Origin of the sequence: Adhaeribacter pallidiroseus (assembly GCF_003340495.1) — a bacterium.
Classification (GTDB): domain Bacteria; phylum Bacteroidota; class Bacteroidia; order Cytophagales; family Hymenobacteraceae; genus Adhaeribacter; species Adhaeribacter pallidiroseus.
The window spans coordinates 848,562-867,046 of sequence record NZ_QASA01000001.1 but is presented as its reverse complement, the minus strand read 5'-3'; the positions used below and the strand labels follow the sequence as shown (position 1 = coordinate 867,046).

Annotated in this window: 16 protein-coding genes; 10 read left to right on the top strand and 6 right to left on the bottom strand. The window is 43.5% G+C overall.

The features are described from left to right. Positions 1–206: 206 nt before the first annotated feature. Positions 207–1,286, top strand: coding sequence for a DNA polymerase IV (gene dinB / locus AHMF7616_RS03230; RefSeq protein ID WP_115371576.1), 1,080 nt, complete (start codon positions 207–209; stop codon positions 1,284–1,286). Between the two features lie 37 nt (positions 1,287–1,323). On the opposite strand, the gene AHMF7616_RS03225 is transcribed toward dinB, so the two are convergent. Together AHMF7616_RS03225 and queA are read right to left on the bottom strand one after the other, a co-directional pair. Continuing rightward, the gene (locus tag AHMF7616_RS03225) at positions 1,324–2,007 is read right to left on the bottom strand and encodes a 2-C-methyl-D-erythritol 4-phosphate cytidylyltransferase (protein WP_115375437.1); all 684 of its coding nucleotides are present in this window, start codon (positions 2,005–2,007) and stop codon (positions 1,324–1,326) included. 132 nt (positions 2,008–2,139) lie between these two features. Further along, positions 2,140–3,186: a tRNA preQ1(34) S-adenosylmethionine ribosyltransferase-isomerase QueA gene (gene queA / locus AHMF7616_RS03220; RefSeq protein ID WP_115375436.1), complete on the bottom strand. Its 1,047-nt coding sequence runs from the start codon at positions 3,184–3,186 to the stop codon at positions 2,140–2,142. Between the two features lie 120 nt (positions 3,187–3,306). On the opposite strand from queA, the gene AHMF7616_RS03215 reads away from it, so the two are divergent. From AHMF7616_RS03215 to AHMF7616_RS03190, 6 genes are all read left to right on the top strand, one after another. Further along, entirely contained in the window at positions 3,307–4,554 is a 1,248-nt protein-coding gene (locus tag AHMF7616_RS03215) for an ABC transporter permease (protein ID WP_115371575.1), read from the top strand. Between the two features lie 130 nt (positions 4,555–4,684). Beyond that, the gene (locus AHMF7616_RS03210) at positions 4,685–5,146 is read left to right on the top strand and encodes a hypothetical protein (RefSeq protein ID WP_115371574.1); all 462 of its coding nucleotides are present in this window, start codon (positions 4,685–4,687) and stop codon (positions 5,144–5,146) included. 650 nt (positions 5,147–5,796) lie between these two features. Next, positions 5,797–6,660 (top strand): LOG family protein, encoded by an 864-nt coding sequence (locus AHMF7616_RS03205; RefSeq protein ID WP_115371573.1) that lies wholly within the window; start codon positions 5,797–5,799, stop codon positions 6,658–6,660. 125 nt (positions 6,661–6,785) lie between these two features. Then, positions 6,786–7,019 carry a DUF433 domain-containing protein gene (locus AHMF7616_RS03200; protein WP_115371572.1) on the top strand — a complete coding sequence of 78 codons (234 nt, stop codon included), beginning with the start codon at positions 6,786–6,788 and terminating at the stop codon, positions 7,017–7,019. After that, positions 7,016–7,369 carry a DUF5615 family PIN-like protein gene (locus AHMF7616_RS03195; RefSeq protein ID WP_115371571.1) on the top strand — a complete coding sequence of 118 codons (354 nt, stop codon included), beginning with the start codon at positions 7,016–7,018 and terminating at the stop codon, positions 7,367–7,369. Before AHMF7616_RS03200 ends, AHMF7616_RS03195 begins: the two co-directional genes overlap by 4 nt. Positions 7,370–7,499: 130 nt before the next feature. Further along, complete coding sequence (locus tag AHMF7616_RS03190; RefSeq protein ID WP_115371570.1) at positions 7,500–8,417, top strand: lytic transglycosylase domain-containing protein; 918 nt, start codon at positions 7,500–7,502, stop codon at positions 8,415–8,417. Positions 8,418–8,460: 43 nt separating this feature from the next. Here AHMF7616_RS03190 and AHMF7616_RS03185 read toward each other — a convergent pair whose 3' ends face one another. Next, positions 8,461–9,546 carry an alkaline phosphatase D family protein gene (locus AHMF7616_RS03185; RefSeq protein ID WP_115371569.1) on the bottom strand — a complete coding sequence of 362 codons (1,086 nt, stop codon included), beginning with the start codon at positions 9,544–9,546 and terminating at the stop codon, positions 8,461–8,463. A gap of 244 nt (positions 9,547–9,790) precedes the next feature. Here AHMF7616_RS03185 and uvrA point away from each other — a divergent pair, with 244 nt between their 5' ends. Together uvrA and AHMF7616_RS03175 are read left to right on the top strand one after the other, a co-directional pair. Further along, positions 9,791–12,688, top strand: a complete 2,898-nt coding sequence (gene uvrA, locus AHMF7616_RS03180; protein ID WP_115371568.1) for an excinuclease ABC subunit UvrA — start codon at positions 9,791–9,793, stop codon at positions 12,686–12,688. 452 nt (positions 12,689–13,140) lie between these two features. Further along, positions 13,141–13,437, top strand: coding sequence for a hypothetical protein (locus AHMF7616_RS03175; RefSeq protein ID WP_115371567.1), 297 nt, complete (start codon positions 13,141–13,143; stop codon positions 13,435–13,437). 362 nt (positions 13,438–13,799) lie between these two features. Here AHMF7616_RS03175 and AHMF7616_RS03170 read toward each other — a convergent pair whose 3' ends face one another. Together AHMF7616_RS03170 and AHMF7616_RS03165 are read right to left on the bottom strand one after the other, a co-directional pair. Beyond that, complete coding sequence (locus AHMF7616_RS03170) at positions 13,800–14,426, bottom strand: DUF4142 domain-containing protein (protein WP_115371566.1); 627 nt, start codon at positions 14,424–14,426, stop codon at positions 13,800–13,802. Positions 14,427–14,512: 86 nt separating this feature from the next. Further along, positions 14,513–15,292: an enoyl-CoA hydratase-related protein gene (locus AHMF7616_RS03165; protein WP_115371565.1), complete on the bottom strand. Its 780-nt coding sequence runs from the start codon at positions 15,290–15,292 to the stop codon at positions 14,513–14,515. Positions 15,293–15,427: 135 nt separating this feature from the next. Here AHMF7616_RS03165 and AHMF7616_RS03160 point away from each other — a divergent pair, with 135 nt between their 5' ends. After that, a complete protein-coding gene (locus AHMF7616_RS03160; RefSeq protein ID WP_115371564.1) occupies positions 15,428–16,861 on the top strand; it encodes a DUF6056 family protein in 1,434 nt (477 codons plus the stop codon). Positions 16,862–17,018: 157 nt separating this feature from the next. Here the strand turns inward: AHMF7616_RS03160 and asnS are convergent, their stop codons facing one another. Next, entirely contained in the window at positions 17,019–18,407 is a 1,389-nt protein-coding gene (asnS, locus tag AHMF7616_RS03155) for an asparagine--tRNA ligase (protein ID WP_115371563.1), read from the bottom strand. Positions 18,408–18,485 lie beyond the last annotated feature (78 nt).

The following is an 18,485-nucleotide window of genomic DNA, read 5'->3' as shown; positions in this document are numbered from 1 at the left end:
TGATCGGATAACGACTAGATTTAAGAGGAATATATAAGTGCCCATAAGATAAAGCAGGGAAAATTTAAAAATTCAGCAATGTTAGTTAATTTAATCGGAAGTGGGGATTTACCGATAGCTAATATTTCACAGGCAACTTAATTACCGCTTTTATCTGCTCTTTTTCTAAATTACATTTACTGTGTAATTTTTAAAATTTTTACTTTTTGAACACTGCCATCCGCAAAATTATTCACATCGACATGGACGCTTTTTACGCGTCGGTGGAGCAGCGCGACCATCCGGATTTGCGCGGCAAACCTGTGGCGGTGGGAGGTTCAAAAGCCCGGGGCGTAGTGGCAGCGGCTAGTTACGAAGCTCGTAAGTTTGGCGTACATTCGGCCTTAGCCTCCCGGATTGCGGTACAAAAATGCCCGCAACTGATTTTTGTAAAGCCCCGCTTTGAAGTGTACAGCGCTGTATCGCGGCAAATCCGGGAAATATTTTACCGCTACACCGACTTAGTGGAACCGCTATCTTTGGACGAAGCCTACCTGGACGTAACCGAAAACAAAGTAGGAATGCCTTCGGCGAGCATTATTGCCAAAGAAATAAAAGCCAGCATCTTAGCCGAAACTGGTTTAACAGCTTCGGCGGGGGTGTCGTTTAACAAATTTCTGGCTAAAATTGCGTCTGATTTGAACAAGCCCAATGGGTTTACGCTGGTAACCCCCGATAAGGCCGATGCCCTGGTAGCCAGTTTACCCATCGAGAAATTTCATGGCATTGGTAAAGTAACAGCCGCTAAAATGCAGCAATTGGGCATTAATACCGGGGCCGAATTGCGGGAGCGCCCGGAAGAAGAATTAATAAAGTTGTTTGGTAAAACCGGCCAGTATTATTACCGCATTGCCCGGGTACAAGACGATAGACCCGTGCAACCGCACCGTCTTCGGAAATCCATTGGTTCAGAGCGTACTTTTGAGGTTGACCTAATTCAGGAAGAAGATTTGCTGGAGCGTTTACAATTTTTGGCCCAGGAAGTAGCCGAAGACATGGTGCGCCTGCAAACAGCGGCTAAAACCGTTACCGTAAAATTAAAATACTTTGATTTTACCCTCCAAACCCGCAGTAAAACCTTACTGAGTTATTTAAACTCAGCGGATGCATTATTTACCGTAGCCCGCGATTTGCTCCGCACACCGGCTTTACCGCTCTACCCGGTCCGGCTACTAGGTATTTCTGTATCTAACCTACTTTCTGCCCACGACCAGCCCGCTGTGCGGCAACTAACTTTTGATTTCTGAATCGCGGATTTTCGCGGCTTACACGGATTACGCAATATTAGTTGCCGGATTGCAGAAAACTTTCGGCCCAAATTAAGTCTTCGGGAGTAGTAATTTTTAAATTTTCGTAAGCCCCCGGTACCAGATTTATCTTTTCACCTAAGCGTTCTAGCACCGAGGCATCATCTGTGAAGGCGGCTTCTTCGGGTAACTGGTAAGCCTGTCGGAGCAACGAAAGTTGAAAGCATTGAGGAGTTTGCACGAGTCTATACATATCACGGTCGAGTGCCTGGCTGCCATCATGCGTAATTTTCCGGATAGATTCTTTTAAAGGAACGGCTACCACGGCATTACCTTTTTGAGCCGCCACGGCAAAAGCTTCATTAATGATGTTAACCGGAGCAAAAGGCCTGACACCATCGTGTACCGCCACAACTCCTTCCCCGGTTATTACGGCCAATCCATTGTTGACCGAGGCAAACCGCGAGTTGCCTCCGGCCACTACCTGGTGCGGTAAAGTAAAATTGTTTTCAGTGCAGAGCTGCTTCCAAAATAAAATCTGATCGGCCGGTAATACCACCACTACTTTTATCTGCGGATTATAGCTAAAAAATCGCTGAATAGTATGCATTAAAATGGGCCAGCCGCCAATTGAAATAAATTGTTTGGGCAAATGGCTTTGCATACGCGTGCCAGATCCTCCGGCTACCAATATGGCGTATTCCTGGGTGTTAACAGACATAAGCCCAAATATACAAAAACAAAAAACCCGCCGGATAAACAACCAACGGGTTTTCATAACACCTATTCTTAAAGTCTAAATACTAGTATCTAACATCTAGTATCTAACATCTAGTATCTAAATTCTAACATTCTAAATTATCAGCATGGCATCGCCGTAACTAAAGAAATTATATTTCTCTTTTACGGCGGCATTGTAAGCTTCCATTATTAAGTCGTAACCTCCAAAAGCGGCGGCCATCATTAATAACGTAGATTCCGGCATGTGAAAATTAGTCAGCAAAGCATTGGCAATCCGGAAATCGTGGGGCGGAAAAATAAATTTATCGGTCCAGCCTTGGTTGGGTTTCAAACGCCCGTTCGCCGATACCGATGATTCTAAAGCCCGCAAAGTAGTGGTACCAATAGCGCAAACCCGTTTTTTATTATCTAAAGCCTGATTTACCAGAATGGTCGTTTCTTCGGGCACGATAAAGCTTTCGGAATCCATTTTATGCTTGGTTAAATCTTCCACATCTACCGGCCGGAAAGTTCCTAAACCTACGTGCAGCGTAACCGGCGTTACGTTTATGCCTTTAAACTCCAGACGTTTTAAAACTTCTTTGGTAAAGTGTAAACCGGCGGTGGGAGCTGCTACGGCACCAACGTGTTTGGCGTAAACCGTTTGGTAACGTTCACGATCTTCGGGCTGGGCTTCGCGCTTAATGTATTTGGGTAGCGGGGTTTCGCCCAATTCGTTAATGGTTTTGTAAAATTCTTCGTCGGTACCATCAAACAAAAACTTAATGGTACGGCCCCGGGAAGTGGTGTTATCAATTACTTCGGCTACTAAATCGCTTTCGCCGAAATACAACTTATTACCTACCCGGATTTTACGGGCCGGATCCACGAGAACATCCCACAAGTGAATGTCTTTGTTCAGTTCGCGGAGCAAAAATACTTCTATCTTGGCGCCGGTTTTTTCTTTGTTGCCGTACATGCGGGCCGGAAACACTTTGGTATCGTTGATGACCATGGTGTCGCCATCATCAAAATAATTTAAAATTTCTTTAAAAATTTTATGTTCTATCTTGCCATTGTCGCGGTGCACCACCATCATGCGCGCTTCGTCACGTTCTTTGGCGGGGTGCATGGCTAATAAATTGGCGGGCAAGTCAAATTTAAATTCGGAGAGCTTCATAATTACTGTTACTGTATTTAATATTACGGTATTAAATTTTAAAAAGAGGCGCAAAGTTAGTTAGTTTAGCGCAATTATTATTATTTTTAAATAAATTACTTCATAAACCCTGCTGTAAGAATGATTTACCTGCGTCTCATTCTGGAAAGTTTTCGGTTTGCCGGGCAAGCCTTACGCGCTAATTTGCTGCGTACTATCCTTTCGCTTTTGGGCGTAACCATTGGCATCTTTGCCATTATTTCGGTTTTTACGATTGTAGATTCCCTGGAACGCAGCATCCGGAATAGCATGAACTTTTTGGGTAATAACGTTATTTACGTGCAAAAATGGCCCTGGTCGTTTGGGGGCGAATATCCCTGGTGGAAATATTTTCAGCGGCCTGCTCCCAATATTCGCGAATTCCGGTTACTGGAACGCCGTTTAGAGAACGCGCAAGGTGTGGCAATATTTTGGGATACGGGTAACAATACGCTCAAGTACCGCAACAATAATATTGCGGATATTAATTTAATGGGCGTATCGTACGCCTATAATCTGGTTTCGGACATACCCACCGCCGAAGGACGTTATTTTACTACCCAGGAGGTAGATGCGGCCCGCAACGTAATTATTATTGGCTCTACCATTGCCGAAAATTTATTTCGGAACCAATCGGCTATTGGCAAACCCGTCCGGATTAAAGGTTTAAAATTTACGGTAATCGGGGTAATGGAAAAGCAAGGCGAAAACATGCTGGGCGCGCCTACCAACGATAAAAATGCCATTATACCGTACGGGGCTTTCAGTAAATTATTTTCGATTGGCCGGAACGGCGTAGAACCGACCATTGCTTTAAAAGGCTATGACACTGATCCGGGTTTGCTGGAACTGGAATACGAAGCCAAAGGGGTGATGCGCAACATCCGGGGCCAGAAACCGCGCGATGATGATAGCTTTGCTCTAAACCGACCCGAAATGGTAGCGGAAGCTATTTCGGGCCTATTCCGTGTGATTGGCGTAGCAGGCTGGGTAATTGGCGGTTTTTCTATTTTGGTGGGTGGCTTTGGCATTGCCAACATTATGTTTGTTTCGGTAAAAGAACGTACCAACATTATCGGCATTCAAAAATCCTTGGGCGCCAAGAACTACTTTATCTTATTCCAGTTTTTGTTTGAATCGGTTTTTTTAAGTTTAATCGGCGGGGGTGTGGGTATTTTTATTGTTTTCCTGATCACGCTTATTCCGCAGGATGCTTTAAAGTTGCTGCTGAGTTTAGCTAATATTTCGCTGGGATTAGGCGTATCGGTGGTGATTGGCGTATTATCGGGTATTATTCCGGCGGTGCTGGCTTCAAACCTCGACCCGGTAATTGCCATCCGCTCGAAGTAGCACGGATTCATATTTAAACAAACACCAACAATGCTAATTTTATATTAAATTAACTGGTTGCAATACAATCTATAAGTTAATTGCGAGACAATACACTTCCTGACTAAATAGTCATATTTAGATAATTTTAATGAAAACACTTGGAATTTCATCAGTTACACTATCAGCCATTCTAACAATTATTGCAACAACAAATTGGGAAAAATTAGGCTATATTGGTCAGCTTGCAATAATTTTTGGAATTATAGGAACAATAATAACTGCATATTATAGCTACAAGCAAGTAGAAAAAGAGAATTTGTTAGAGAAAATCAATTCAAAAATTGGCGATATAGTAGATTTAAAAGGCAAAGCCACAATTCCATTGTTAATGGTTGGTGATAGTGGAACAATTTTTTCAATTGCTAACGGAATTCCTTTTTCTGATATTAACGGTCCGCTTATAAAAATTACCATTAAGGATAATAAACTTTATGTAGATTCAATAATCAGAAGTAATAAAGGTGATGTAATAGCTGCGCTACATAATAATACTTGGAGTTTGTACAGTAGCGATTATGAATATAATAATGAAGCACTGGTTTTGAATTAGTTACTAATGGAGAAAGAATGGTATACTTTCAAATCTACTTAAAAGATGACAATGTTCATTTTCTAGGTAATTTGATAGGTAAAACTGGATATGGGGTTAACATGGATAACTCAAATGATCCTAATAGGCCAGGAGCATTCGTTCGATTGATAAACCCAAACAGCCCTTTGGAAATTTACAGTATTGCTTCTCTTCCTATATTTAAATATCCAAGATCTAGAAATTTAGGAGTCAGATCTATATAACATCCTTGCAAAACCTTTTAAACTCTTCCACCATAATAGAAGTTATTTAGAATTAAGCGATAATTTATAGCTAAGAAAGGGTATAACTTTTAAACAGTAATTTAATTGTTGCTAAAGACTATTAAATTATTGTGTTCGCTCTATTAACGCACTTTGCAATCTCTGTTTGTTGGTCAAAACTTCTAAACAGCTCTTTTCCATACGACTTTTTTAAAATATTCCTCTAAACTTCACCTGTCCGTTTATTAATACCCCGCTGTGCAACTTTTCGTTAAAATTAGAGTTCTTATACACTGGCTTTAGGCGCTAAAAAGAAGCAATTCCGTAGCCCACAAGCCAAATTTTTAAAAAAAATACGCAAACCCCAGGACCGTGCTGCTTGGTGCTGTCCGATTTTTAATACTTATGGCTAAACTCAGCAAAACCAGTAAAACCAAACTCCACGTAGAAACCGCCAACGAAGGTAGTGGACAAACCATTAGTCAACCCGAAATTAACGATCATAAAGCCAAATCGATAAAAGAAGCTAAAAAGCAGGCTCTGAAAGAAAACCGCACCATTTCCGACGACGACAGCAAAATCCGGCGGGCGTTTGTAGATAAAGACTGGAACGAAATCCGGATTGCCGACTCCTGGCAGATTTTTAAAGTAATGGCCGAATTCGTAGAAGGCTTCGAGAAGTTGTCACGGATCGGGCCTTGCGTTTCTATTTTCGGGTCGGCGCGCACCAAACCCGATAACCCGTATTACATAATGGCCGAAGAAATTGCCGCCAAACTGGTACGCCACGGTTACGGGGTTATTACGGGCGGTGGTCCGGGCATTATGGAAGCCGGTAACAAAGGCGCCCACGCCGAGGGTGGCAAATCGGTGGGTTTAAACATTGAACTACCCTTCGAACAGTTTCATAATATTTACATCGACCACGATAAGCTCCTCGATTTTGATTACTTTTTCGTCCGCAAAGTGATGTTCGTGAAATACGCGCAAGGCTTCGTGGTAATGCCTGGCGGCTTCGGTACCCTCGATGAATTATTCGAGGCGATTACTTTAATTCAAACCAAAAAAATTGGCAAATTCCCGATTATTCTGGTGGGCAAGAAATACTGGCAAGGCTTATTCGACTGGATAGAAGACGTCATGCTAAATTCCGAAAGCAACATTAGTCCCGAGGATTTAAATTTAGTGCACCTGGTAGATAACGCCACCGACGCCGTAAAAGTAATCGACGAGTTCTACAGCAAGTATTTGTTATCGCCAAATTTCTAGGCAGTGAGTTGATAAGGATGCGTTGTTATATGGAAACATATAATTTAGTCGCCGTTTAAAAGAAACTTTATTTAAGGTGTTTTTCACTGTACAAAAAGATAAATTTAAGAATCAGAACAACTAGAATGGAAGCATTAATCAATAGAATTACCTTAAACCCAGAAATTTGCTACGGTAAGCCAACCATTAGAAATATGCGGTATCCTGTTGAAATGATATTAGACTTGCTTTCATCCGGAATGACCTTTCAGGAAATCATAGAAGATTACCCGGCGATTGAAGAAGAAGATATTAAAGCTTGTTTAACTTATGCTTCCCGGTTAACTAAAATAAAGGCGATTCACAAGGTCGTTGCATGAAGTTTATTGTAGATGCACAGCTTCCTTATGGGATTGCTTGGATATTAAACAGCAAGGGCTTCGATACCATCCATACGGATGATTTGCCGGATAAAGAAAGAACGAGCGATAACCAAATTAGGGAAATATCTATTCGGGAAAGCAGAATTGTAGTTACCAAGGATTCTGATTTTCTGGATTCCCACTACATTAAGAATATTTTGAAGAAATTATTGCTTATTTCTACAGGAAATATCAGAAACAAGGACCTGTTTCATCTGTTTGCCAATAACTTACATCAAATTATACAAATGTTTACCACCTGCAACTGTGTTGAAATAGATAATACCGATATAATGGGGCACGAATAAAAACACTGCACCCGTGCAAAAGTCACCTTTCGTTTAAAGAGTAATTAGATTTTTAAATTTGAATGACCATCAGAACCAACCTTTCAAAAACTGGGTTGTTAAAACTCAGAACCGGTAAAAAACATACGGCATGGCATACCTCACTCCTTCCCTTAAATATTTGTTTTTTATAGCTTGTTTATTGGGTGTAGTCAATTTATGTAGCCAGCAGGTAAACCCCAGCCAAATAGCCAATTTAGGGCATCGGCCTTTTCCCTTGCCTAAGTCTTTAAGTTTTGCCGGTGAGCCGGTGCCCTTAGAGGTACCCGATGTAGCCGAGCGCCTGGACCGGGAATTACAATCGAATGCGTATTTTCATTCCAATGTTTTACTGGCTCTAAAACGTTTGCAGCGCACGTTGCCCGAGATGGAACGGGTGCTCGAAGCCAATGGTTTACCCGCCGATTTTAAGTACGTAGCCCTGGCCGAAAGTTTATTAGGTAATGTTATTTCGCCGAAAGGGGCGGTGGGCGTTTGGCAGTTTATGCCGGCTACGGCCCGGGAGTTAAAACTAACCATTAACGACGAGGTAGACGAACGGTATCATTTCGAAAAATCGACCATTGCCGCTTGTAATTATTTTAAAAAAGCAAAGCAACGTTTCGGTTCCTGGACCAACGCCGCGGCTTCGTATAACCGCGGTATGGGTGGTTTGCAAGCCGCGCTAAAAGCACAAAAAGTAACCTCTTATTACGATTTGTATTTGAACGAAGAAACTTCCCGGTACCTGTTCCGGATATTGGCTTTAAAAGAAATTCTGGAGAACCCCAAGCGTTACGGTTTTGATTTGCTGCAAGCCGATGCCTACGCCAACTTACCTACGCACGCGATACCCGTTACCAGCACTATTGAAGATTTGCCGCAGTTTGCCCTGGAACAAGGCATTAACTACAAAACCTTGCGGCTGCAAAATCCCTGGTTGCGGGGTTACAAGTTAACCGTGGCCGATACTACAGCGGTTTATTCGCTGCAAATTCCGCAGGCACCGGTAAACTCCGCCCGTGACTAAGGTTTGAGCCGGCTTCTTATTAAAAATTTAAAAATTTGAGGCATTATTCGGTTCCTGAGCTTGGCTTAGGATTAATGCCCGAGGCAGCAGTTAGGTATTCTACTTTTACCAGCTGGTGCGATTTGTTGTGACGACCTTTAATTTCCAGCGAAACCGTCTTTTTTTCTGGGCCCCAATCAAAGCGTAGCAAGCCGAAATTTAATTTATCGTGCACTTTACCTACCCGATACCGATTGGGCATGCCTTCTTTTAAGCCACCGCCTAAGCTGTGGGTTAGGCCGCTGCTGGTTAAGTCATAAACCGGATAACTTATGCCGGGCCAGGTAATTTTGGCCAGTTCGGCTACGTGGCGGTCGCCGCTGAGTAAAATTACGCCGCGAGCCTGCGTACGGGCAATTAAGTCAAATATACGCTTCCGGGCTGTCGGGAAGTTGGCCCACTTTTCGCCGCCGCTTTCTTCCTGAATAACCTGAATGCCGTTTCCAATAATATTAAACTGCGCGCTACTGTTTTTTAATTCCTGCTCGAGCCACTGCCATTGCGTTTCGCCGAGTAAGTCGCCGTTAAAATTAGGTACGTAACGGCCATTCTGCCTTAACAAAGAATCGCGGTGCGTACGCGAATCGAGCAAAATAATTTTTACCTGGCGGCCCGGCGGTCCGTAGGTATGCGCATTATACACGCCATCTTGCTGCCGGAGCGGACTATCTTGTGGTTCCTGCATAAAATCCCAGAACAAGCGCTGGCTTTCCGCTTTCTGCGGGTATTCTTTCCCGGCGTTATCGTGGCCAAAATCGTGATCGTCCCAGGTGCCTATCATGGGCGTGGTAGCCATCAGTTTCCGGTAATTGGGTTCGGCTAATTGTTTCTGGTACTTGGCCGCCATTACCTGCATGTCATCGGTATCGCCGTAAATGTTATCGCCCAGCCACACCCACAACTGCGGTTTGTTTTTTAAAATGGGCAGCCATAAAGGCTGGTCGCGTTCCTGCGAATTACAAGACCCAAAAGCCAGTACCGTTAAAGGATGGGCGGCATTTGCGGGTGGTAAAGTAGTTTGCTTTTTATTTGAGTAAGGAGCACAAGCGGTTAGCAGCAGGGTAATAAGAAAACAGTAAAACGGACGCATAATGTACGGGATGAAGCAATTTTGAAACGCTGGCTTTTCATACGCAAGCCCGAAATGAGGGTTAATCTTGTTACCAATCCATGCTAAAATTTAAAAATTTCATCTGCGCAAGCCTCGGTGTTTATCCACCCGGATATTAATTTTAATTAAACTAAAACCGCTTAAAAACAGTTAAGATAGGATTAACCTTAACCTGCTAATACGCGCTCTTTTGCGTATCTTTGCGGATTAATTAAGCCCTACAATGGCCTCAAAGAAAGAAGCAATCCTTACTGATACTGCTACCGCTACAGCGGCCGCTCCCGAACTAACAACTACTACCGAAGCACCATTAATTGAAGTGTACGGTGCCCGGGAGCATAATTTAAAAAATATAAGTTTAAAAATTCCGCGTAACAAGCTGGTCGTTTTTACCGGCATTAGCGGCAGTGGCAAATCGTCGCTGGCTTTCGATACGATTTACGCCGAAGGCCAGCGCCGCTACATGGAAACTTTTTCGGCGTACGCGCGCTCCTTTCTGGGTGGCCTGGAACGACCCAACGTGGATAAGATTGAAGGCTTAAGCCCGGTAATTTCCATTGAGCAAAAAACCACGAGCCGCAACCCGCGCTCCACGGTGGGCACCATTACCGAGATCTACGATTTCCTGCGTTTGCTCTACGCCCGCACCGCCGAAGCGTTTAGCTACGTAACCGGCGAGCGCATGATCCGGCAGTCCGATGATCAGATTGTGAACCACATTCTCGAAAACTTCGATAAGAAAAAGCTGATTATTCTGGCCCCGGTGGTAAAAGGCCGGAAAGGGCATTATCGCGAATTGTTCGAGCAAATCCGGAAAATGGGTTTTGTACGCGTGCGGGTAGACGGCGACTTAATGGAGCTGGTACCCAAAATGCAGGTAGACCGCTACAAAATTCACGACATCGAAATTGTAATTGATAAAATTATCGTAAACGCCGAGGATCGGTACCGCATTTCGAGTTCGGTGCAAAATGCACTGACGCACGGCAAAGGTACCGTTACCATTCTGGACCCGGATACCAACGAATCGCACTTTTTCTCGCGGCACCTCATGGACCCCGCTACTGGTATTGCCTACGACGATCCGGCTCCGAACACGTTTTCGTTTAACTCGCCGTACGGTGCGTGCCCCACTTGCAACGGCCTGGGCGCTGTTCAGGAAATTACCGAAGAGTCGATTATTCCGGACAAAACCTTAAGCATCAGCCGCGGCGGTATTGCCCCGCTCGGGGAGTTTCGCGATATCTGGATTTTTAATCAGATTCAAACCATCCTGAAACAAAACAAGCTGAGCATTTCCACGGCCATCCAGGATATTCCGGCCCCGGTACTCAACCAATTGCTGCACGGCATCGACGAAGATATTATTGTAAAAGCCAAAGGCCAGAACTTTATCACGCAGTTTGAAGGCATTATCAACTTTTTGCGCAAGCAAATGGATTCCGATTCCGATGCTATCCGCACCTGGATTAATGAGTTCACCCAAACCAGCACTTGCCCCGAATGCCAGGGTTACCGGCTTAAAAAAGAATCGTTGCATTTTAAAATGGACGGTTTGCACATTGGGCAATTAGCGCAGTTTAACATTGGTAAGCTGGCCGATTGGTTTAATAATCTGGAAGACCGCCTGACCGAACGCCAGAATTTAATTGGCCGCGAACTACTCAAAGAAATCCGGAAAAGGATTAAGTTTTTATTGGATGTGGGTCTGGAATATTTAAGCTTGCACCGCTCCGTGCGTACCTTATCCGGCGGCGAATCGCAACGTATCCGGTTGGCTACCCAAATTGGTACGCAGCTCGTGGGCGTGTTGTACATTATGGATGAACCCAGCATTGGCCTCCACCAGCGCGACAACGAAAAACTGATTAACGCCCTTAAAAATCTGCGCGATATTGGCAATTCGGTAATTGTGGTGGAGCACGATAAAGACATGATTCTGCACGCCGACCACGTGCTGGATATTGGCCCGGGCGCCGGTATTCACGGGGGTCATATTGTGGCCGAAGGCTCTCCCGCCGAAATTTTTAATTCCGGCAGTTTGACCTCGCAGTACTTGAGCGGCCAGAAGCACATTGAAGTACGTCGGGAAAAGCGACCGGGAAACGGTAAGTTCCTGGAATTACGTGGGGCTACGGGTCATAATTTAAAAAATCTATCGGTAAAGTTTCCGTTGGGTAAATTAATTGCGGTGACGGGTGTATCGGGCAGTGGTAAATCCACGTTGATCCACGATACGTTATTCCCGATTTTAAATCAGTTTTTTTTCAACGCCAAGCGCGATCCTTTGCCTTACAAAAGCATCTTGGGTTTGGAGCATATTGATAAAGTAATTGAAGTAGACCAATCGCCAATTGGGCGCACGCCGCGTTCTAACCCGGCTACCTATACCGGCATGTTCACGGATATTAGGGCTTTGTTTGCGCAATTACCCGAGGCTAAAATTCGCGGCTACTCGGCGGGCCGTTTTTCCTTTAACGTAAAAGGCGGTCGTTGCGAAACCTGCGAAGGCGCCGGTATGCGCACCATCGAAATGAATTTTTTGCCGGATGTGTACGTGCCCTGCGAAACCTGCAAAGGCAAACGCTACAATCGCGAAACTCTGGAAGTGCGCTTTAAAGGCAAATCCATAACCGACGTGCTCGACATGACCGTAGAAAAAGCCGTGGAGTATTTCGATAACCAACCCCGGATTTTACGCAAAGTGCAGATTTTAAACGAAGTAGGTTTGGGTTACATTACGTTGGGCCAACAAGCAACTACCTTATCGGGCGGCGAAGCGCAACGGGTAAAATTGGCAACCGAACTGGCTAAAAAAGATACTGGTAAAACCTTTTACATTCTGGATGAACCTACCACCGGCTTGCATTTCGAAGACATCAAACATTTATCGGATGTTATTCATAAGCTCGTGGACAAAGGCAATACGGTGCTGCTTATTGAACATAACTTGGATATGATTAAAGTGGCCGATTATATTATTGATATTGGCCCGGAAGGCGGCGACGAAGGCGGCAGTATTGTGGCCCAGGGTACTCCCGAAGAGGTGGCAAAATGTAAAAAAGGCTATACGGCGCGTTTTCTGCGCGAAGAATTACGCACCAGTCAGTATTTGCCTTAAAGAATCTGTTGCGCGTATTAGCGATCTTTTATGCTATACGCGCAACATTTTTGAAATTTTAGGGCCGTTTTACTCCTGCTACCTCGCTTTATTTGCCATACCCCACTATTCGCCCGCAACTAACAAATTACCAAGCTATTTGCCGGTAAGCATTAGTCTGCAGCAAAAATTTTACGGCTGGCTGGTGAAAACAGGATCGATACCGGGTATAAAGCTTTTAAAAAGCTAAGAATCAGAAGGCTATACGGCAGCCCGTAATTTTTAAATTTTTCTTTAAAAAGGGCAGGTAAAATCCTTTTTTCTTATTGTTTATTAATTAAATTTAAAAAAGTTTCAAATATTAATCTTTAATATATTTCATTCGTACTAGTTAAAAATTTATTAAGCAGCAAAAACTCTGAATTCGACAAAACAACTTACGTCAGATTTTATTTGCGAGGAGAATCGCCTAGATGAAAGAGACAACTTATTTAAACTTGATTACTACTACCTGCGGTCGGCATTACGTGATCGATCATTTGGACCAGGTTGCCCTGGGTATCGTAAATAATACCAGTATTACTTCTAATCCGGCTTTTATTCCCACCACTTACTCGCTCTATAAAACGGTAGTCGATAACGAGTACCTGCTGGAAATTACGCAATACGATAGCGACGAAGATATTCTGGATACTAGTTACCAGGTTATTTCGGAAGAAGAAGCCTTATCGTATCTGGATAATGGCAACGCTAATATAATTTTTTACTAATTTTTAAGTAGTTGTAGCAATAGCGGCTACTTTTATTTAAACACTTTCATCGAAGGTTGCTTAATTGATTTTCCAGTCCAGCTCGAACTGTATATTTAAGGTGAATTCGAAGTAAGCACTTTAATGCACAAAGAATAAAGAACAGAACCAGCAATTTTTGGTTTCTGGCGGTCCATTTCCGTTATCCCACAAGGATCTAACCTGGAGGTAACTGATGAGATCCTTCCCGGATGACCGTATATAGAGGTCGAACTTCCTTTTATTCCTATAATTATCTTTATCTTCAAGTTTTGTATTTTAAAAAGCTGGGCAATAAAAAAGCCGAAGCGTGAGCTCCGGCTTTTCAAAAATTTAAAATTTTTCTATTTAGCAGCTACTTTGCCGTTTGTTTTTTCGGCCAGCTCCAGGTGCGATTTTAAAACCGGTAATGTTTTAGTAGCAAAAGCTTTCACGTCCGGGTCCTCCATCTTACTGGCTTTTTCAAATTCGGCCACATCTTTCTGGTGATCCGTCACCATCATGCTAATGTAATGCTTATCAAAATCAGCCCCCGACATTTTCGTCATTTCGTCGACGTGTTTTTGGTGCTCGGCTAGCAGTTTTACTGGTAAAGTTACATTTTTAGAAGCGGCCAAGGTTTTTAGTTCGGCGTTTGCCTTCCCGTGATCTTCTATCATTTTCTGACCAAATGCTTTTACATCGGCATTGCTGCCTTTTTCCTGCGCCATTTTACCCAAGGTAACTTCCAGCATTCCGCCGCTAGCGGCTGTTAACATAAAATCATTAGCCGGAGTGCTGGTGGGCGTTTCGTTCATAGTAGTGTCTACGGCAGCAGTACCGGCAGTATCGGTAGAAGCGGTACTGGTTTCGCCGGAACCGGAGGCATTATCACTAGCGGAAGTTTCAGTGCTTGCTTTCGGATTTGAATCGCAGCCATAGCCTGCCACTAAAGTTAATGCCAGCAGACCGTTCCAAATTAGTTTTTTCATAGTTTTGTGATTTTTACTTTTAAATCTTACCTACTATACGCAGCTATTACTATTACGTTTTAAAAGCAAAACCAACTAACAAAATATTAATTACCCGTAAAGCGAGGTTCTCTTTTTTCCAGAAAGGCTGCTACGCCTTCCCGGAAATCGGCCGTGTTACCGGCAAGCTCTTGGCAATGTGCTTCATAATCAAGCATCTCCTGTAAGGTGGCGCTCCCGGATTTCTGGAGCATTTTTTTTATTAAACCAATGGCTTTGGTGGGAGCCGCCGCGTAACGCTCGGCCATTTGCTGCACCGTTTTATCGAGGGCTTCTGCGGTAACTACCTGGTTTACTAAGCCTAGCTCCAGCGCATCGTGGGCACTTATTTTGGTACCTAACGCACATAATTCAAAAGCTTTGAGCGACCCTACCAGGCGAGGCAGAAAAAAGCTGGAGCCAGAGTCGGGCACCAAACCAATGTTAATAAACAACTGGCTCAAGCTGGCTGCTTCCGAAGCAATAATCACATCGCAGGCCAGCACCAAGGAGCAACCCGCTCCGGCGGCCACCCCGTTTAGTTTGCAAATGATCGGCTTCGGTAAATCGCGCATGGTCCGGATAAGTGGGTTATACCGTTGATGTAAGGCCTCGGCTAATGACGCATTTTTTAAAACCGTACTTTCTTTTAAATCCTGACCAGAGCAAAATGCTTTACCCAAACCCGTAAATATAACAGCTCGTATTTCCTGATCGATGGCAACTTGTTCTAAAGCCGCTTGCAGTTCGTAAGTTAGTTTTTCGTTTACCGCGTTAAATACCTCCGGACGGTTTAATGCAATGGTGGCAATGCTGCCGGAAGCAAAGTAATGCAGGGTTTCGTACATAAAAAACCAGTTTAAAAAGATCTACTTGTTATTCTAAAACTAATTAATTCTAATGGAATACCATTGCTTTTTGTTTATTTCTGCAACTAGTGCCGGAAAAGCTATTTTACCTGAAAATTAATTAGCTTTACCCCAATGAAGACAGCTTTTTACGAGAAGTTCTTTTTGTTTCTAACAGGCTATGTTCACCGTTTCGGCTGGGTTAATATCGGGCTGCTTCTATTAAGTCTGGCTGTGTTGCCTTTTTTAATTTTAGCGGCTTTTTGCCATCCTTCCGCCGACGATTTCTGGTTAACCAACATGGTAGTTGCCAAAGGTGCCTGGCAGGCCCAAGCTGATATCCGGCAAAATTGGAGTGGCCGGTACACGTCTATGTTTTTAGGTAGTTTTAATCCTTTGGTGTATGATTCATTAATTGGATATAAACTTTTACCCATTTTACTTATTTTCCTTAACCTAACTTCTCTGTATCTTCTGATCACCAGAATTCTTTTGCATATACCTACTAAACTAAAGATATTTTATACGCTGCTTTTGCAAGTGCTTTATTTGGGTTTTATGCCCGCTATTGCTTCTGGGTATTATTGGATGTCGAGCGCCTTAAATTATCAAACAGCTATCATTTGCCTGCTTTTACTAAGCGGTGGTTTAATTAGTTTTAAGCAGAAGCGAACCACTTTGCGACAAGGCGGCTATATCGTAGTACTTTCATTCCTGATTATTGCTGGTATTGGTTGCAATGAGCTAAGCATGGTTATTATTGTGGAAGGTTTGCTGGGCTTGTTCTTAATAGATTCTTGGCGGTACAAGCGCATAAACCGGATGCTCTTGTATTTTCTGGTGCTGGCTCTTGGGTGCAGTTTGCTGGTTATTCTAAGCCCCGGCAATGTAGCTCGCTTGCAAACGCATACCAATCATAGTAACCTGCTTTATGCGTTTTCTTACGCCTTAGCGGTTACTCTAAACAATACCTGTAATTACTTAACGCTATCGCCTATTTTACTTTTAACGCTATTGTTTATCCCCGTAAGCTATAAATTATTTAAAAATATTAGCATTCATCAGCTACCCCATCCGATTATTACCACGACTCTTTTGTACCTGCTTATTTTTCAGTTCTACTTTATTATTTACTGGAACCGAGGCATGCACGCGCCTATCTGGACTCAAAATTATATTTATTTTATTTTTTTACTAGGCTGGTTTTTGAACGTATCCTTAATTGTAAAATATTATCAAATTCATCGGCCGGGTTTTCAGCATCAATTACCCACTTATGCCCAGGTATTATTGTTAGGCGCGTGTTTTCTGTTAATTTTTCATAACAAACAATCCAACGTACGAACGGCTTATGCCGACTGGCTGAGTGGCGAAGCAGCAGCTTATAACCAAGAATTAACAAACCGGCACAATTATTTAAAAACCAGTACGTGTTCTGTTTGCTCCGTAAAAGATTTAACGCACCGGCCCAAATCAATTTACTTTCGGCAGGAGCCCAAAATCAGTGAATGGGAGAATGATTTAAATGCTCAATTTTACAGCAAGAAGGCAATTACAATAGTAGAGTAATTTGTAACAGATAGGATTAAAAGAATAGAAGAACTTTCCGCCTGGTATTAAGAAGTTCTGAAGTTGCGCAAACAAAAAGCCCACTGTTAAAACAGTGGGCCTCATATAATAAAATATTAAAAGTTTAGTATCTAGCGTCCTGTTACTTGATACTATTTTAAAATTCAGCACTTTTAGGAAAGCGGGGGAAAGGAATCACGTCGCGGATGTTGCCCATACCGGTAACGAACAAAATAAGCCGCTCGAAGCCTAAGCCAAAACCCGCGTGCGGAGCCGTGCCAAATTTACGCAGTTCCAGGTACCACCACAATTCTTCTGCGTGAATGCCCATTTCCTGGATGCGGGCCGCTAGTTTTTCGTAATTTTCTTCCCGTTGCGAACCGCCAATTATTTCACCGATCCCCGGAAACAGCACGTCCATGGCCCGTACGGTTTTACCATCTTCGTTTTGTTTCATGTAAAAAGCTTTAATGTGTTTCGGGTAGTTAATGAGAATAACCGGTTTTTTAAAGTGTTTCTCTACTAAATACCGTTCGTGTTCGCTTTGCAAATCGGTGCCCCACTCCACCGGGTATTCAAACTTTTGCTTGGCGGTTTTTAAAATTTCGACGGCTTGCGTGTATTCCAGGCGTTCAAAATTATTGTTTACTACAAAGTTTAACCGGTTCAGCAGCTCCTTGTCGTACATGTCATTTAAAAACTGCAAATCATCTTTACAGTTATTGAGGGCGTAAAGCACCAAAAATTTTAAAAAATCTTCGGCCAGTTCCATGTTATCGGCCAGGTCGTAGAAAGCCATCTCGGGCTCAATCATCCAGAACTCGGCTAAGTGACGGGTAGTGTTCGAGTTTTCGGCCCGGAACGTGGGGCCAAACGTATAAATTTCGCCCAGAGCCATCGCGGCCACTTCGCCTTCTAATTGCCCCGATACGGTAAGATTGGTGGTTTTACCAAAAAAGTCCTGCGAAAAATCAACGGCTCCCGTTTCGGTTTTAGGCGGATTAGCTACATCCAGGGTGGTTACCCGAAACATTTGACCGGCTCCTTCGGCATCGGAACCCGTTATAATGGGCGTTTGCACGTAGTAAAAACCTTTATCGTTAAAATATTTATGCACCGCGTACGACATGGCGTGCCGGATGCGAAACACCGCGCCAAAAGTATTGGTACGCGGGCGCAAATGCGCTATTTCGCGCAAAAACTCCAGCGAATGGCCTTTTTTCTGTAAAGGATACGTTTCGGGGTCGGCCAAACCAATTACTTCGATGATTTTCGCCTGTATTTCCACGGACTGTCCTTTCCCCTGCGACTCCACGAGCGTACCCGTAACCGCCACGCAAGCACCGGTTGTAATATCTTTTAAACTTTCTTCGTTAAACTGCTGCACATCCGCTACCACCTGAATGGTGTTGATGGTAGAACCATCGTTTACGGCGATGAAATTCACAAATTTATTTCCGCGCTTGGTGCGCACCCAGCCTTTTAATAATACCTCCTGCCCCAGAGCAGTTCCTTGCAGCAATTCGGCAACTTTAATTCGTTTCATTTTTACGGTAGTATCAGGTAACAAGTATCAGGTAGCAAGACTTACTTATTTTAGTAGCAAGTAGCAGGATATTAAGTA

Bases quoted from the DNA above. Each gene is read 5' to 3' on its own strand.
- AHMF7616_RS03225 (WP_115375437.1), bottom strand. From the start codon at position 2,007: ATGTCTGTTAACACCCAGGAATACGCCATATTGGTAGCCGGAGGATCT.
- queA (WP_115375436.1), bottom strand. From the start codon at position 3,186: ATGAAGCTCTCCGAATTTAAATTTGACTTGCCCGCCAATTTATTAGCC.
- AHMF7616_RS03215 (WP_115371575.1), top strand. From the start codon at position 3,307: ATGATTTACCTGCGTCTCATTCTGGAAAGTTTTCGGTTTGCCGGGCAA.
- AHMF7616_RS03210 (WP_115371574.1), top strand. From the start codon at position 4,685: ATGAAAACACTTGGAATTTCATCAGTTACACTATCAGCCATTCTAACA.
- AHMF7616_RS03205 (WP_115371573.1), top strand. From the start codon at position 5,797: ATGGCTAAACTCAGCAAAACCAGTAAAACCAAACTCCACGTAGAAACC.
- AHMF7616_RS03200 (WP_115371572.1), top strand. From the start codon at position 6,786: ATGGAAGCATTAATCAATAGAATTACCTTAAACCCAGAAATTTGCTAC.
- AHMF7616_RS03195 (WP_115371571.1), top strand. From the start codon at position 7,016: ATGAAGTTTATTGTAGATGCACAGCTTCCTTATGGGATTGCTTGGATA.
- AHMF7616_RS03190 (WP_115371570.1), top strand. From the start codon at position 7,500: ATGGCATACCTCACTCCTTCCCTTAAATATTTGTTTTTTATAGCTTGT.
- AHMF7616_RS03185 (WP_115371569.1), bottom strand. From the start codon at position 9,546: ATGCGTCCGTTTTACTGTTTTCTTATTACCCTGCTGCTAACCGCTTGT.
- uvrA (WP_115371568.1), top strand. From the start codon at position 9,791: ATGGCCTCAAAGAAAGAAGCAATCCTTACTGATACTGCTACCGCTACA.
- AHMF7616_RS03175 (WP_115371567.1), top strand. From the start codon at position 13,141: ATGAAAGAGACAACTTATTTAAACTTGATTACTACTACCTGCGGTCGG.
- AHMF7616_RS03170 (WP_115371566.1), bottom strand. From the start codon at position 14,426: ATGAAAAAACTAATTTGGAACGGTCTGCTGGCATTAACTTTAGTGGCA.
- AHMF7616_RS03165 (WP_115371565.1), bottom strand. From the start codon at position 15,292: ATGTACGAAACCCTGCATTACTTTGCTTCCGGCAGCATTGCCACCATT.
- AHMF7616_RS03160 (WP_115371564.1), top strand. From the start codon at position 15,428: ATGAAGACAGCTTTTTACGAGAAGTTCTTTTTGTTTCTAACAGGCTAT.
- asnS (WP_115371563.1), bottom strand. From the start codon at position 18,407: ATGAAACGAATTAAAGTTGCCGAATTGCTGCAAGGAACTGCTCTGGGG.